The sequence below is a fragment of the Schlesneria sphaerica genome, assembly GCF_044336245.1.
In the GTDB taxonomy this organism is placed as follows: domain Bacteria; phylum Planctomycetota; class Planctomycetia; order Planctomycetales; family Planctomycetaceae; genus Schlesneria; species Schlesneria sphaerica.
Genome location: NZ_CP172346.1, coordinates 3,463,796 through 3,479,407, shown reverse-complemented (window position 1 = coordinate 3,479,407; position 15,612 = coordinate 3,463,796). Strand labels below are relative to the sequence as shown.

Here is a 15,612-nt window from a genome sequence, read left to right as displayed (position 1 = left end):
TAGAAAAAGGATCGCGCGTAAAGAAAGCCATGGACGAAGCTGGCTAGACTTCGATGGATTCCGGTGGGATGATAAGTTCTCAGTTCCTCTGCACGTTGACGGGGTGGGCTAGACGGGTGCTACCGACGCCCGCTGTTACGTCTCCTCTCCGGTGGAATGGCGATGAACGGGTACAGGCGGTTGGCTGCTGTACTCGTCATGGCACTTCACGACCTCAACATGCGAGGGGCTCGGCTTGAGACGACTTTTCCCAGAGGCGCAGTGTCAAATGTCGATTCAAAGTCCAATTTCGATTCCTCGTTTACCGGCGACGACGACTGTTATCTGCGTGGTGACCGCAGTGCTTTTCTCCTGCAGAGGACTCTTGCTGGCTGAAGAGCGAGTCGAATTTAACCGTGATATTCGACCGATCCTGTCGGACAATTGCTTCGCCTGCCACGGCCCCGATGAAAAAACGCGGTACAGCGGTCTTCGCCTGGATCTTTCGGAACCCGCCCGTGCGGAACTGGAATCGGGCAAGACGGCAATCGTGCCGGGACGGGTGGACGAGAGCGAAATGATCCGTCGGATTCTGGCGGACGATCCTAACGAAAGAATGCCACCAGCAGACAGCGGCAAGTCGCTCACACCGCGACAGATTGAACTGCTTCGTCAGTGGGTTGCCCAGGGGGCAGAGTATCAGCGGCACTGGTCATTTGTCACACCGCGACGACCTCGTGTTCCAGCGATCTCCAGTGAATGGGCACGGGGGCCGATCGATACCTTGGTGGAAGATCGACTGCGACGCGAGGAGCTATCCCCTTCGGAAGCGGCTGACAAAGAACGGATCATTCGCCGAGTTACGCTCGATCTGACCGGGACACCACCGACCATCGCCGAGGTCGATGATTTCCTGGCGGATACTTCACCTGACGCCTACGAGAAACTGGTAGATCGATTGCTGGCGTCACCCCGCTACGGAGAGCGGATGACGCTGGAGTGGCTCGACGCCGCCCGTTACGCGGATACCCACGGATTTAACAACGACACCACCCGCTATATGTGGCGATGGCGAGACTGGACGATTGAAGCCTTCAATTCGGGGATGCCGTTCGATCGCTTCGTGACGGACCAGCTCGCGGGGGATCTGGTTCCGAACCCGACGCTGGATCAGCGGATCGCGACCGGATTCAATCGAAATCACGTCATCAATTCCGAAGGGGGAATCATCCCCGAGGAATACCGGGTCGAGTACGTCGCGGACCGCGTCCATACGACATCCACGATCTTTCTCGGCCTGTCGCTGGGGTGTGCCCGCTGCCACGATCACAAATTTGATCCTCTTACGCAGCGCGAGTATTACCAGTTCTTTGCCTTCTTCAATCAATTGAATGAGCAGGGAGAGGCGGGGCGGGTCGGCAATGCGGAACCCATGATCAAGGCACCCACGCGGGATCAGGTTCAGCAGCTGGATCTGATGACCCAGAGACTTGCGACGATGAGTCGATCAATTGACGAGCAGTTGGCCGAAGCCAGCAGGACCATCACGGAATGGGAACCTCGATTGAGAGAGGTCGCGAATACGACCCCGCAGCAGGCCCAGCCTCTATTGCGCTGGACCTTTGACGAGACTGCCGGCAACGAGGTGACTGAGTACCGCGATTCCCTGCGTAAAGGACAAGTGGTGGGGAACCCCGCCTGGACCGCAGGCAAGCTCAACGGAGCGATCAAGCTGGACGGCAACACCTACGTCGAAGCGGGCGACTTTGCTTCGTTCGAGCGAACGGACAAGTTCTCGTATGGAGCGTGGATTCACGTTGAAAACAAAGAGGCCGCAGCCGTCATTGCCCGGATGGATGATGCGGATGCGTTTCGGGGCTTCGATCTTCTTCTGGGGGGCGGGAAACTGACGGCTCATCTGGTCCATCGCTGGCCGGACGAAGCTTTGCATGTCGTTTCCAAGGCAGAGATCCCCGTCAATCAGTGGACCCATGTGTTCGCGACCTATGACGGATCATCAAAGGCCGAGGGCTTCAAACTGTATATCAACGGTCAGCGGCAGGAAGTGGAAATCACCCATAACCTGCTGACGGCGACGACGAAGACCGAAAAGCCCCTGCGAATCGGTCGGCGTAACCCCGGGGCTCCGTTCAAGGGGCTGATTGATGACGTCCGGATCTATGATCGGGAACTGACGTCACAGGAAGTGCTGGAAGTGGCAGAAGCGGACATCCTTCCTGATCTGCTTGCCATCAGTGCAGACCAACGGACGTCCGAGCAGACCCAGACGATCGTGAAGACCTACCTGAAGCGTTTCAATCCTGCGTTCCTGTCTCTGACCGAACAGCATGCCGAACTTGATAAACGGCGAAGCGAGTTCGAGAAGTCCCTTCCGTCAGCGATGGTCATGCAGGAAATGCCTGAACCACGAAAGACGTTCCTGCTTGGACGTGGTCAGTACGACGCGCCGGAAGAAGAAGTTCAGCCCGACGTACCCGCCAGTCTTCCCCCCTTCCCCGCGAGTGCTCCACGAAATCGGTTAGGACTCGCTCAATGGCTGCTCAGCGCTGATCACCCGCTGACCGCGCGCGTTGCGGTCAATCGGGCGTGGATGACGTTCTATGGGGACGGTTTGGTGGAAACCGTCGAGGACTTCGGCTCGCAGGGGCAGTGGCCCAGCCATCTGGACCTGCTCAACTGGCTGGCGGTCGAATACCAGCAGGGCAGCGGTGGCGATGCCAGCTCCGGCCTTGAGCCACGTCGCTGGGATACCAAGGCCCTGCATCGGCAGATTGTAACCTCTGCGACCTACCGCCAATCGTCTCGTGTCTCACGCGAACTGCTCGAACGGGATCCGTCGAACAAACTGCTGGCCCGAGGACCGCGGCACCGACTTCAGGCAGAGCTGATTCGGGATAACGCACTGGCCCTGGCGGGTTTGTTAAGTGATCGCAGCGGAGGCCCCAGTGTCTCACCCTATCAGCCGGCGGGGCTGTGGGATGATGTGGCGGTGGGGGCCGACTACGAAGGAACCGTCTACAAGCAGGACAAGGGAGAGGGGTTGTACCGAAGGAGTATGTACACATTCTGGAAACGAACCTGTCCTCCACCGGGGTTAAACACCTTTGATGCCCCGGAACGTGAAGTCTGCACCGCTCGTCGTTCTCGCACGAATACTCCACTACAGGCCCTGGTGCTCTTGAACGATCCCACGTATCTGGAAGCCGCGCGCAAGCTGGCGGAGCGAGCGATCACAGCCGGCGGTACGACGGATGAACAGCGAATGGAATTCGCATTCCGGCTGGCAATGTCGCGCAAAGCGACCCCTGCAGAAATCAAGGTTCTACTGAAATCGTTGCAGCAGCGACGTGAACACTATCGGCAGGATGCTGCCGGGGCGAAAGAATTCCTTTCCGTGGGTGAGTCGTCACGAGAAGCTCCTGTCGAGGACAGCGAACTTGCGGCGTGGGCTTCAGTGATGAGTTTAATTCTCAATCTGGATGAAGCGATCACCAAAGGGTAGGTGCACGTGACGCGGTCCTTGTTGGAAGATCAACAACCTGAATGAGTGCTGGAAAACATGCTCCGTAACATCTTTGCACTGTTCTTCCGCTCGCTTCGTAGCGACAGCCGCTCGCTCTGGGTGCATCTGTCATGGTTGTTTCTGCTGCTGGTGATCTACCTGGCGCTGTTATCGGCACAGGAGCAGAGTCGCTACACCGGGGCGCCAGGCCTTGAGTTCTTTCGGATCGTGATTTACCTGGACCTGGCGTTCGTAACGTTGCTGGGGGTCAGCTTTTTTTCCAGTGCGATCTCGGAAGAAAAGGAAGAAGATACCCTGGGGCTGATGACCATGGCGGGTATCAGTCCGTTAGGGCTGTTGCTGGGGAAGTCGACGACACGTTTGTTTCAGGTTTTCCTGCTCTTGGCGGTGCAGTATCCGTTTACCCTGCTGGCGATCACGCTGGGGGGGCTGATGCCGGATCAGATCTATGCGGCGTACGCCGCGCTGCTGGCCTACACCGCGCTGCTCGCCAATATCGGGTTACTCTGCTCGGTTCTGGCCCGCCGCAGTCGGGATGCCGCTGGTCTGACGATGCTCTGGCTGGTCGGATATATCTTCGGTCCACTCTTTGCGCTGGCCGGGTATTCGGCCATCACAACCACCGGTGATCCTTTCTGGGTTCCCTGGGCTCCAGTTCTCAGTCCCATTCTGCAACTGATCTCGAAAACCAGCGTGTTTACGGAACTGTATGAGGTGACGGAGACGGGATATCAGCTTCAATGGACTCCCCAGGTGATTTCAAATCTGGCAGGCGCCGTCGCCCTGTTCGTTCTGGCCAGAATCCTCTTCCCGTTTGTGTCTCATGACATGTCGCAGGAATCGACCCATCGAATGATGGTTCCAAAAGGAGCCGGGCGTTTTCGGGTTCTTGGTACAGGTCGAGCCTGGGGGCAGGCCCTCACCTGGAAGGATTTTCACTTTATTGCGGGCGGCTGGGCGGGAATCTTGATCCGCTGCTGCTTGTATGTTGGTCTGTACTTTCTTGCCGTGGCGGCTTCTTACCCCTGGGATCAGCCTGTGGGGGGGCGGCATCTCCGGTGGGAGGACGTCACCTTCGGCTACGAATTGTTTGTTGTGCCGTTGTTTATTGCCGATTGCGCCATGTGCGCGTCGCGAATCTTTCATGACGAAATTCGCCATCAGACACTCGCCTCGCTGCTGATGCTGCCACGAAATATTAACGATGTGGTCTATTCGAAGATCTGGGGATGTCTCTTCGGTCTGTTTCCCGGGGCCATCGCAGTCGTCGCCTCCTTTCTGGTCATGCAGGGTGGTCGGCGCAGCCTGTACGAGGGGATTGATGAGCCCGTCGCGTGGTGGATGGGTTTGAACTTGATCCTGCTCGTGCATCTCTGTCTCGTAATTTCGTTGTATCTGCGGTGGGGCGTCATTGCGACTGCTGCCGCGTTGACATTTGGTTCGATGATGTTGACCACGATCTTTGCAGACATGTTCCTGCGGCCGATCAGCAGTGGTCGACCCGACGACTACTTCGTTATTCTGATATTCCCCGTGGTACTGGCCATCGTCGGTTGCCATGTGGCTGTTTTGTTGCGATTGCCCGCACTGGGCGAGAAATAGTGATGAATCGAACCGAAAGTGACTCAGCGTTGCCGGCGATCGGTCTTCACCGAAAGGACCCAGAGTGATGTCCCGCCCAGGAACGCGTCAGTCCAAAGAGACACGTGCCGACGAAGTCACTGATGACCAGTTGATGTATCAGCTTCAGGGAGGGGACCGTCACGCGTTCGACCAACTGGTCCGTCGTTATCAGAACCCTCTGGCGGGATTCTTCTTTCGGCATTTACGTGACTGGCAACTGGCCGAGGATTTGACGCAGGAAACCCTGATTCGCGTCCACTCGACGGCGTGGGACTACCTGCCCCGAGGTTGTTTCAAAGGTTGGATGTTCCGGATCGCCCGCAATTTGATGATCGACAGCACCCGGCGGCGATCTCACGACGCTCTGGTGAACGCGTCTCGTACACAGCGGCCCCGCGATGACGAGGATGACATTCTCGAACGGCTGGCGGGTGATTTCGTCCTGCCCGAAGACAAAGCGGATCAGAACGAGTTCGCTCAGATCGTCGGGGACCTGCTGCAGAAAATTCCGGAGGAACAGCGGCTGACATTTATGATGCATCACTTTTCAGGGCTTAGCCTTCCAGAAGTGGCTGACGCCATGGAAGCAAATTTACCGACAACCAAGAGTCGACTTCGCCTGGCACGCGAAAAATTGCGTGAGCTTCTGGCTGAGAGGGGAATTCTTAATCCGGCTGATCTCGAAACGCGTAATGGAGATCGCGAGGTCGAGGTTCCGCAGAATCTGCTTGAGAAATGAGGATGCAGACCAGAATTTCAAGTCCGTATCGATAAAAATGAGAAGTCATGCTGATCCAGCGTGCAACGACTTGCGTTAGGCTCAGGATGATCCCATTCAAACAAGGGGCCGGTAATCCGGCTGTGGAGTAGAGATACAAGATGAGTTATTTCAGCCGTCTGACCGACATTGTCACCTGTAATCTCTCACACTTGCTCGCGGAAGCAGCGGACCCTGCAGTAGCGATTGTCGAGATTATCAAAGAAATGGAGGAAGGACTCACCGGGGCTCAGCGCAGCGTCCGGACGGCTCGGGCTTCGGAAGAGACTTTGCGGCAAGAGATTGACGCACATCGGGTTCAGGTGGAGATGTGGACGGCCAAGGCCAGAGAGCACCTGCAGTCGGGGGCGGAAGCGGATGCTCGCCAGTCGCTGCTGCGTAAACGGGAAGTCGAAGACCTTATCGCCGGTTTGGCGCAACAGCACGAAGCCGCCATCAAGTACTCTGAGCACCTCGCTACCATGCAGCGTGCGCTTGAAGCCCGGCTGGCAGACGCTTTGCGACGTCGCGATGAGATGGGAGTCGATCGATCGGATTCCGAGACAAATGTCCCGCGGTACCTCAGGGTCCCCACTGCCCCTGATGTCAGTGACCTGCATCGGGAAATTGATGATGAGCTCGAAGTATTGCGAAAGCAGATCAGCGGTTGATTGATCGCGATCGGAATGAACTGCTGCAGGCTGGTCTGGCCAGGGGGGCCCGGCGATCTATCCACGACGCCGGGCGGTTCACACGGATTCGGCCTGTGGGTCAGTGGCAGGTTCGTAGAACGATTGTCGTGCGAATTCCAGGTCGCCGTAAATGTCCAGCAGCTTATCTATGCGGACAAGACGTAATATCTGCATCACCGTCCCTTGGATGGCTGCCAGCTTTACAGTCCCTCCTTTTCTTGCCAGTCGTGCTTTCAGTGCGACCAATGCTCCGATTCCCACGCTGGAAATAAAGCCCATGTAGCGGCAATCAATAATGAATTTGGTGAAGCCTGCATCGAGATGGGTCTGGAGCTGACGCTCAAATTCCGGGGTTGAAATGGAATCCAGGTCCCCGCGCAAGACGATGGCCAGGATGTCACCATCGATGATCTCGGACTGGAAAGAAACATCGGAACCCATGATTGCAACCCGCTCGAGTGAATTCGCGATTTGACGAACGTTACGCTGGCCGCCATTAGGCCGTCGTGCTCAAGAGATTGCAACCAAAAACAGGCTGGCACTCGTCAGAACCACCTTCTCTGCGTCTAATAATCCGGTAAGCATCGATCGCCCCGACGGGGGTCGCATCGGGTGAATACCCATCCGACGGGTAGAGACTGTGGCCTGGCCCAGAGCAGGATTGCGTCCCTCCCCTGTCGGTCAGACTGTCGGTGAGACTGCCGATCCCCACGCTGTCGATGGTATCCTGCCATCTTTCGGCTGGTCCCGATTCGTCAGCGCATCATCTGACCGGTCCAACCTGACGCAATCGCTGCTCGTTTCGAACAATTCCCGTCTCTAAGGGGCATTTCATGCGAATCGGCTTCATCGCGATGAGCGGAGTTCGCGCCTGGGATCCCGAGCTGCTGGAACTGGGGCTCACGATGCCCGGATTTGTTGAGCGCAAGGAAGTCATCGCTCAATTACCGAGCCTTGGTCTGTTGACGCTGGCGGGCTTAACGTCAAATCTGGACGAGATTTCTTACCACGAGTTCTTCGATTTCAACCGGGATTCACCCCCCGACGACCAATTCGATCTGGTCGCGATCTCCAGCTTTACGGCTCAGATCGAGGATGCCTACCGGCTTGCGGACCTGTATCGAGAAAGTGGCACGAGAGTGGTACTGGGGGGATTGCACGTCAGTTCTTTGCCTGATGAGGCCATGGAACATGCGGATGCGATTGTCATCGGCGAAGCAGAGGCGATCTGGCCCCAATTAATCGAAGACGCTCGTTCGGGCGGGCTCAAGCCGGTCTATCGCGCGATCGCACCTTGGAATCTTGCGGACTCTCCGATTCCACGCTTCGATCTGCTCGACCCTGCCAAATACAATCGTATTACCGTTCAGACTGCGCGGGGCTGTCCCTGGAGATGTGATTTTTGTGCCAGTTCCATCCTGATTGCTCCCCGATATCAGACCAAGCCCGTTTCCCAGGTAGTCAGCGAAATTCGACGGATCAAAGCGATCTGGTCACGCCCGTTCATCGAGTTCGCAGATGACAATACGTTCGTTAACCGCGGGCATTCCAGAAGCCTCATGCGGTCTCTGATCCCTGAGAAGATTCGCTTCTTTACGGAAACGGATATCAGTTTTGGAGAAGATCTCGAGCTCATTTCACTGGCCCGCGATGCGGGTTGTCGACAGGTTTTGATCGGTTTGGAAAGCCCCTCGTCAGTCGGGTTGAACGGGCTTGAACTGCGGTCGAACTGGAAGCTGAAACAACTCGAACGATACCACGAGGCAATTGCGCGAATTCAGGCCGCAGGCATTACAGTGAATGGCTGCTTCATTCTTGGATTGGATGATCAGTCGACAGAAGTGTTCGACCAGGTGCTGAAGTTCGTTCGAGAAGCGGGCTTGTTTGAGGTTCAGATCACATTACAGACCCCCTTCCCCGGCACTCCACTCTACGACAAGCTCCGTCGCGAAGGCCGACTGTTTGAGGACCGCTTCTGGGAGAAATGCACTCTGTTCGATCTGACACACGAACCGCGCGGAATGACAGCGCAAGAACTGAGATCCGGACTGATCTGGCTGAGCCAGTCTCTTTACAATGAGGATGCAGTCTGGGACCGACGGCAGCGCTATCACCGTGGTGCAAGCCCGGAAAGCTCAGCAAGCGATGATACAAGTCGGAGGTAGCCCTGGCGGTCCCCTACCCTCGCGATGAGACCTCGGAAAACCAGTACAATTGCTAAGGGTAACTGTTCCGGCTTGGGCGGGGGAGCCTTGTCTTTACGATTCTCGCTAAGTAGCACACGAAGCCGGGCGAACGATTCGCTGTCAGTCGTATCAGAATAAAGGCCTTCGCGTGGTCACCGACACTGATTCACCACCCTCAACAGAGCCGCTCACTGTCGTCACACTGGTCAAGTACCTTTTGGGCTCCCGCCAGGCCATTCTCACTGTCGATTCGAATCCTGCCTCAATCTGGGTGGGATTTCTGTTCGTTTTATCGGCAGGATTCGCGCGCGAGTACGACCGCGAGGATCTGCTGCGTGAGCCCTGGCATCTTCTACTGCCATTCGCAGCTTCGGTGGTGACATCAGGCCTGTTGTTCATCATAGTGAGCCGGTTGGCCAAGGTTCGGAATGCAGGTCTCAGGCCGTGGTATGCCGAATATCGCTCATTTCTTGGTCTCTACTGGATGACGGCCCCGCTTGCCTGGTTGTACGCCATCCCCGTCGAAAGACTGTTCAGTCCTGAAGGCGCGGTCAGATCGAATCTTTATCTGCTGGCGATTGTCTCGGTCTGGCGCGTCGCATTGATCATCCGTGTGATTATTGTGACGTATCATGCAAACTTCATCGCGGCAACGTCCGTCGTGATGCTCTTCGCCAGCTTTGTTACTCTCACTCTCTTGGGAATGCTGCCTCAGCAAGTCTCTCTCATGGCATTGATGGCGGGACTCCGCATGACGGAAAGTCAGCGCTTTATCCTGGATGCAACGCTTAAGGTACAGGTGTTAACTGCGCTGTTGCTGCCGTTATGGATCATGGCAACGTTCTTCGCATTCCTGGCACGTACGCCCCGCTGGAGACGAGAGATTCTTCCGCAGGGGGCTGAAACGCGTGCTGGATGGTCAATCTGGTTGCTCTCTATTGTTTCGGTCGCAGGATGGTGTGCGGTACTCCCCGCAACTCAACGCGAACAAGCGCTGCGAACTCAGGTGGAAGACGCGATTCGGGATCACAGATTCGAGGATGCTGTGAATATCATGGCGAGCCATCCACGAAGCGAGTTTCCGCCCCTCTGGGCTCCTTTGCAGCATTCCGACTATCTCACCCGGTTCAAAGTGATGGCGGCGTTGCTCGATCCGTTGGCGGACCGCCCGGACGTGTGGGCGAGATCTCTCGTTCTTGAGGAATTTCGCCGTCAGATACAGGTCTACCACCTCTCGGGGAGTGCTCTCTACGAACTGACGGATGAGGAGCGAGTCAACTTATTGGAAATGTTGAAACGCTTGCCTGAACGGTACGAGATTATCAACGGGGGGGACGACGATAAAGGCTTGAGTCGCGCAGGATTCCAGCACATCCTGCGCGATCTCGCTGGAGAGAACGCAGGGGACGCAGGTGGGCGTCAGGGCCCGCATGCCAAAAAGGTTCTTGACCTCTCTTCGACCTTGTTGCGGGAGTTTACGGAATGGGAAGAGAGCAGAAACTAATGAGTCGTCACGACGATTATGGAGTGTCCGTACGGCATGCTCGTCCTCCGATGTTACTGCTTGCTAGCCAATAATGTGACCTGGAAGGGGGTTCGACCTGCGGATGTCGATTCATGACGGTCTTGCACAGTGAGTTCGTCAGAAGTCTTCGTCGAAATCATCCTCCTCATCATCGTCATCCGCCGTGGCGTATTCTCCGCGGGCTCCCGCTTCCAGAATGGCTTTTCCGGCTTCTACCGAGCGAACCTCGGGAGCTCGAATATCTTCATTCATTTCCAGCTCCCAACAGCAATGGAGCGCATACGCGTCTTCCGGGGGCATGTCGGGGTACGTTTCATCGAACAATGAGAAGGTGGTGCCGCCGAAGAAGCCGAGGCCGCAATCATCCATTTCCCCGGGCTCTTCCGCGACGTACCGGTACTTGAACAACCAGAGCTGCCTGACGTCGTTAGTCGGGGGCCAGAAGATTTCGCGGGTATCGTACTGTTCGATCTCGTCCGGCGCGCGGCCAAACTCTTGCGGATGTGCCAGCCAGTCACACATATCCGCCATCGCACGAAAATTGGCTTCATTCGCTTCGTCAGGAATGAGGTCGTCTCGATTGAGCTCTTCAAGATAGGCGCAGGCCGTCGTCGAAAAGCTGCGATCCAGTGTCAGGCGAACAAGAAACTTGAGCCCCGCTTCACTTCCCAGTCGGGCGGACGCCCATGCGGCTTCCATCTGAACTTTCGGATCAGGGTGATCCATCGCCAGCGCGAGCAACTGTTCCCGGTGGGGTTCGCTGATAAACGGAAGCGAGGCCGCAGAACTGTGCGCAAAACTGAAGTCGTCTTTTTTGCTGCTGCGTAACCAGTGCCGCAGCTTCTGGACCCCTTCATGCGAGTCGAACGGATGCTGCTCGATCACGTCTTCCCGGACCAGCCGGTTCACCCAATCCAGGAATGCGACGCATGCGAAGCCATCCGGCAACGGATCACTCATGCGGTCAACCAGGTCGGGAAGGAGCGGGTCCTGATCGCCTAGCTGTTCGAAGATCACCGACCACAGATACCCTTCACGCAGAACCGGGTGATAGGCGGCCTGCACCAGTCGGTCGAGTCCCTCTTCGAGGCCGTAGCAGGCGAAGATTTTGACCGCGAACAACAATTCGTTCTGCTGTTCTTCCGCGAACGGCAGCCGCTGATCATAGGCTCGGATCAAAGGTGGAATTCCACGCCGGACCAGGTACTGGAACACGCTGACCGTGCTGACTGACTGAAAAAGCGAGACGAGCTGATGAAAGGCGGTGAAAACGCCCGGCGCTTCAATCGGTCGTTCGATGTAAATCTCGAGTGCGTCGACAAGCGCCTCAGCATCGTCAGTGGATTCGATCCGATACTGCCCGAGCTCGTTCAGGGACTCGAACAAGTTCGCGTCGTCAGCCAGACCCTGTTCCAGCGCCGTTTGCAAAGGTGTCTTCTTTGTCATCCGCATCCATCTCACTTCAAATCGACTGATTTCAGACTGCATCGCGCAGCGGTGTCAATTGGCGTTCCGCCGCAGTGCCTGCCGGATCTCACGATCGGCATCATGTTCTTTGAGTTTTTCTCGCTTGTCGTGTCGCTTCAGACCCTTCCCCACGGCGATGGTGACTTTCACATTACCGCGGACCAGGTGGACATCGAGCGGCACAAGCGTCAGACCTTTCTGGCTGGCCACTTCCGCAAATTTACGAATCTCGCGTCGATGGAGCAGCAACTTACGCTGACGCTTCGGATCATGGTTCAGGTAGGTGGCCTGAGGGTATTCAGCAATGTCACACCCGACGAGCCAGACTTCGCCACCGTTGACCCTGACGTGCGCTTCTTCGATCGAGATTTTGTTATTGCGGACGCTTTTGACTTCGCTGCCATGCAGCATGATGCCACATTCGAGCGAGTCCGTGAGTTCGTACTCGTGCTTCGCGCGGCGATTTCGACAAACGACGCGGGACAGGGAGTAGTCTGGTTTGGATTCTGCAGGTTTGGCCATATCTTTTCTCGCGGCTGACAAGGCATTTTCGGAAGCCGGTTTCCGCGTTGTTGCTGAGGCCGAACGCGAAACTCGCCTTCTGGTGCTCTTACCCCATTCTAGTCAGGAACGGTCAGTCCGCGAAATCCGTACGGTCGTGAAATCCGTGAACTCTGGCCCCTTCCCTATTTGAGGGAATGCTCAATAGTCGCGGAGACCGGGCAGACGTGCAGGACTGACGATGGGTTGCTCGGATCCGTTGCCCGCGAGGGCGTAGAAGTTGTGCGATTCCTGTATTCGCTAAATCTGGAATTGCCGGCGCGGCGGACCCGTCTGTTTACGAAAATCAACGCTGTCTACGCAACATATTGCATTTAGTGAACTAGGTTTGATTGTCCGGTGTTCCGTGTGGCGTTCACAGCATGAAACCGAGGTAGAAGTATGACAACCGCGACGGTCAGACAAGATTTCGAGAAACTTCTCGACGAAATAGTGAGCAAATTCCTGGGGCATGCGCCGATTCGACCCGGAGTTCGCAAAGCGCGTCCGCGGTCCAGGTCACCCTTGGTGAAGCGTAGCCACTTTCCCTCATTCAACGGCGAAAGTACCCCCCTGCTGCGCAGAAGGTAACCTGCGCCCTGCGCATTCATACCGAATCACATCGCGGTCAGTGATTCGGTTGAGGATGTCTATCGCAGGGAGCCTCATTGCGGACCTCTGAAATAAATACGTCCCCTCGCACCAGTTCTCTCCCAAAAACTGGCACGAGGGGATCGTAGTTTTTACGTGGCGACGGCAGTGAGCCATCGGGTGTTTCTTAATGTGTGGACTTCCCACCGCTCAATCTTGCCACGTCAGCGTCGCGGACGCAGAGGACGTAGCGGGTGCGGTTGTGATGACCGGTCTGACTGGCATGGCCGGCCGTCGCGGGGGAAATCAGGCAGCGCGTCGGTCCATCATGTGCGAAATTTCGGCGGGTGCATCCATCGGCTGAGTGGCAGGTGACCAGGCCTTGAGGTTCGATCCTGGCCCCCCTCGTGGTGGGTAACCGTACTCGCGGAGTTTTCCCGAAAGAGTTCGGATTCCTATCTGCAGTGCCTTCGCTGTCTTTTCACGATTGCCCGCAAAGCGATTGAAGGCGGCTTCGATCAGCTTTCGCTCCATCTCGGCCAGTGTCATGCCGGGCAGTGCATCGGGACCATCGTTCGTACACTCTTTTGACATCCAGGGTTCGAGCATCGCAGCGGTGAGCTTTGAGCCCCAGTCCAGTGCACACGCACGTTCAATGATGTTTTCGAGTTCGCGAACGTTGCCGGGCCAGTCGTAGCTTTGCAGGACATGCAGGGCTTCGATCATGATCGAACGGGTCGGTTTGCCTTCGCGACCGGCGACGCGACGGAGGAAGTGTTCGGTTAAGGCACCGATGTCTTCCTTGCGGGATCGCAGTGTCGGCAGAACGATCGAAATGCGACAGACTTCTTCGTAGAGATCACGGCGGAAGAGACCACGATCGACGAGTGTTTCCAGTTCGACGTGTGATCCAAACACGAACCGAACGTCAAATCGGATGCGTTCGCGGGTCACGGGGTGTTCAAACCGCTGTTCACGCAGCAGGTTGACGAGTTGTTTCTGGACGGGCAAAGCGATGTGCTGAACCTGGTCGAGCAGCAGTGTGCCGCCGTCTGCCTGTTCGAGTCGACCGGGACGGTGGCGGGTCATCCCCCCAGGTTCGTGTTCGAGCTGTCCGAACAGTTCCTCTTCGAGTGTTTCGGCCGACAGCACGCTGCAATCGACTTTCACAAAGGGGCGATGAGCGCGTCGGCTGGAATCGTGGATGGCCTGTGCGACCAGATCGATTCCTGTCCCTTGTTCTCCCTTCAGCAGTACGCAGCCAATCTGTTCGGCGGTTTGCTGAACCTGCTGACGCAGGCTCTGCATGGCAGGGCTGTGTCCGACCATGTCCCGCAGGTTGCGGTTGCTGAGTTGTCGTTTCAGACGACGGTTTTCGGCGTGCAGCCGTGCTCGCTGGCTGGCGTTGTTCAGCACTCGAGCGAAGATCGCTGGCGAGTAAGGCTCGGCCAGGTGTTCGATACCCGATGCACTGGAGAAGAGCTGAGGGCTGTCCGCAGTGGCTTCGGCGACAACACAGATGACCTGTGTTGACCACCCCTTCTGCTGGATCTGGCTCGTAAACCCGGCGACGGTTTCCCCTGCTCCAAGCACACCAACCAGACAGATGTCGGCTGATTGCGTGTGAAGTGACTGTAGTGCTGCTTCCACGGATGAAACCGTTCGGCAGACCATCCCAAGTGTTTGACCATCGTCACACAGTCGTCGAGCCATCTCGGTGTCAGATGACACCACGAGGACCGAGGGAGCGGGCTCGCTGACATGGACGGGAGCAGCCGGAGGGGCAGCTACCGCTCGTTGTGGAAACGGGATCACATCGGGATAGGAGAAGGTCATAGATACACCGTGGTCTGGGAGGAAACCGGGCGAAAGGATATGAGCGCACCGAGTGCGGTCGGGCTAAGAAGTGAGTTGCCCGAAGCGGTTCGATGCAGACGAATTGTTGAGGGATATACCGACAGACGAACTGACATGTGGCAGCGAACGAATGTTCTTTGCCCGGGTGCCAGTCATCGCGTGTGATCAGTCCGGACGACACACACGGTGCCGACGGGAGATCGCTGTCACAGCCGATGACTGGCGAGTGATTTGAGTTGTGTTTCGTTTGGAGTAGGGGAAAGGCGGGCGAGATGTAATGCTAACCCGGAAGTGTGTCAATCTGTTTCGGCCCTTGTTTTTACGAGATTTCCTGAAGTTGTAGGATCTGCAAAACCGCGTACGAATTCGTGGAATTGGCAATGAATTTCGACCGTCCGCAGAGGAGGAATCGGTGTCGTGAAACCCCTGAGGGGACTTCCGGGCCACCACCCGAACCCCCGCGGCGCTGGCTGACCCAGACACCAGCGCAATGCCCCATCGCGGGAGAATGTCTCCGCCGAGCGCAGAACGGGAGTGGTCTGGCGCGGCTACTTTGACGCCTGTTCGCGTCATGCTCCGCATCACCTAATTGAATTGTGGCGCGGCTTGGGCAGTGTTGGGCATGCGCTGACCGTCCGCGCGGCACGCCAATGCAGAGGAGGCGTGGGGACCTGAAGGCGGACGCGTTTCCGTGGGCTCAGTGTCCTGCGACTTCGGGGCGATCCTGTTCGCTTCTGGTGCGGTTGTGTCAGCGGCATCGTACGTCAAGCGGCCGGCATGCCCTGCTCAGGCGTGTCGGCACTGCTCGATAGCGAAATCTCGATGGTGACGATGAGATCGATCGTGATTTC

At 56.9% G+C, this 15,612-nt stretch carries 10 protein-coding genes; 6 read left to right on the top strand and 4 right to left on the bottom strand.

What is annotated here, in order from left to right; genetic code table 11:
* Positions 1–268 precede the first annotated feature (268 nt).
* From ACGY09_RS12640 to ACGY09_RS12625, 4 genes are all read left to right on the top strand, one after another.
* Positions 269–3,502 carry a DUF1553 domain-containing protein gene (locus ACGY09_RS12640; RefSeq protein WP_397571780.1) on the top strand — a complete coding sequence of 1,078 codons (3,234 nt, stop codon included), beginning with the start codon at positions 269–271 and terminating at the stop codon, positions 3,500–3,502.
* 57 nt (positions 3,503–3,559) lie between these two features.
* Positions 3,560–5,125 carry an ABC transporter permease gene (locus ACGY09_RS12635; protein WP_397571779.1) on the top strand — a complete coding sequence of 522 codons (1,566 nt, stop codon included), beginning with the start codon at positions 3,560–3,562 and terminating at the stop codon, positions 5,123–5,125.
* A gap of 67 nt (positions 5,126–5,192) precedes the next feature.
* Positions 5,193–5,885 carry an RNA polymerase sigma factor gene (locus tag ACGY09_RS12630; RefSeq protein ID WP_397571778.1) on the top strand — a complete coding sequence of 231 codons (693 nt, stop codon included), beginning with the start codon at positions 5,193–5,195 and terminating at the stop codon, positions 5,883–5,885.
* A 140-nt stretch (positions 5,886–6,025) separates the two neighbouring features.
* Positions 6,026–6,574, top strand: a complete 549-nt coding sequence (locus ACGY09_RS12625) for a PspA/IM30 family protein (RefSeq protein ID WP_397571777.1) — start codon at positions 6,026–6,028, stop codon at positions 6,572–6,574.
* Between the two features lie 78 nt (positions 6,575–6,652).
* Here the strand turns inward: ACGY09_RS12625 and ACGY09_RS12620 are convergent, their stop codons facing one another.
* On the bottom strand, positions 6,653–7,036 hold the full coding sequence (locus tag ACGY09_RS12620) for an STAS domain-containing protein (RefSeq protein ID WP_397571776.1): 384 nt from the start codon (positions 7,034–7,036) through the stop codon (positions 6,653–6,655).
* Between the two features lie 392 nt (positions 7,037–7,428).
* Between ACGY09_RS12620 and ACGY09_RS12615 the strand changes: the two genes are divergently transcribed.
* Positions 7,429–8,760 carry a B12-binding domain-containing radical SAM protein gene (locus tag ACGY09_RS12615; RefSeq protein ID WP_397571775.1) on the top strand — a complete coding sequence of 444 codons (1,332 nt, stop codon included), beginning with the start codon at positions 7,429–7,431 and terminating at the stop codon, positions 8,758–8,760.
* A 169-nt stretch (positions 8,761–8,929) separates the two neighbouring features.
* Positions 8,930–10,285, top strand: coding sequence for a hypothetical protein (locus ACGY09_RS12610; protein ID WP_397571774.1), 1,356 nt, complete (start codon positions 8,930–8,932; stop codon positions 10,283–10,285).
* A 138-nt stretch (positions 10,286–10,423) separates the two neighbouring features.
* Here ACGY09_RS12610 and ACGY09_RS12605 read toward each other — a convergent pair whose 3' ends face one another.
* The 3 genes from ACGY09_RS12605 to ACGY09_RS12595 form a co-directional block, all read right to left on the bottom strand.
* Positions 10,424–11,752 carry a HEAT repeat domain-containing protein gene (locus ACGY09_RS12605; RefSeq protein ID WP_397571773.1) on the bottom strand — a complete coding sequence of 443 codons (1,329 nt, stop codon included), beginning with the start codon at positions 11,750–11,752 and terminating at the stop codon, positions 10,424–10,426.
* Positions 11,753–11,806: 54 nt separating this feature from the next.
* A complete protein-coding gene (smpB, locus tag ACGY09_RS12600) occupies positions 11,807–12,295 on the bottom strand; it encodes an SsrA-binding protein SmpB (protein WP_373649896.1) in 489 nt (162 codons plus the stop codon).
* Positions 12,296–13,210: 915 nt separating this feature from the next.
* Positions 13,211–14,740, bottom strand: a complete 1,530-nt coding sequence (locus ACGY09_RS12595; protein WP_397571772.1) for a sigma-54-dependent transcriptional regulator — start codon at positions 14,738–14,740, stop codon at positions 13,211–13,213.
* Positions 14,741–15,612: the final 872 nt, after the last annotated feature.

Coding starts and splice junctions, on each gene's coding strand:
- ACGY09_RS12640 (WP_397571780.1), top strand. CDS start 269: ATGTCGATTCAAAGTCCAATTTCGATTCCTCGTTTACCGGCGACGACG.
- ACGY09_RS12635 (WP_397571779.1), top strand. CDS start 3,560: ATGCTCCGTAACATCTTTGCACTGTTCTTCCGCTCGCTTCGTAGCGAC.
- ACGY09_RS12630 (WP_397571778.1), top strand. CDS start 5,193: ATGTCCCGCCCAGGAACGCGTCAGTCCAAAGAGACACGTGCCGACGAA.
- ACGY09_RS12625 (WP_397571777.1), top strand. CDS start 6,026: ATGAGTTATTTCAGCCGTCTGACCGACATTGTCACCTGTAATCTCTCA.
- ACGY09_RS12620 (WP_397571776.1), bottom strand. CDS start 7,036: ATGGGTTCCGATGTTTCTTTCCAGTCCGAGATCATCGATGGTGACATC.
- ACGY09_RS12615 (WP_397571775.1), top strand. CDS start 7,429: ATGCGAATCGGCTTCATCGCGATGAGCGGAGTTCGCGCCTGGGATCCC.
- ACGY09_RS12605 (WP_397571773.1), bottom strand. CDS start 11,752: ATGACAAAGAAGACACCTTTGCAAACGGCGCTGGAACAGGGTCTGGCT.
- smpB (WP_373649896.1), bottom strand. CDS start 12,295: ATGGCCAAACCTGCAGAATCCAAACCAGACTACTCCCTGTCCCGCGTC.
- ACGY09_RS12595 (WP_397571772.1), bottom strand. CDS start 14,740: ATGACCTTCTCCTATCCCGATGTGATCCCGTTTCCACAACGAGCGGTA.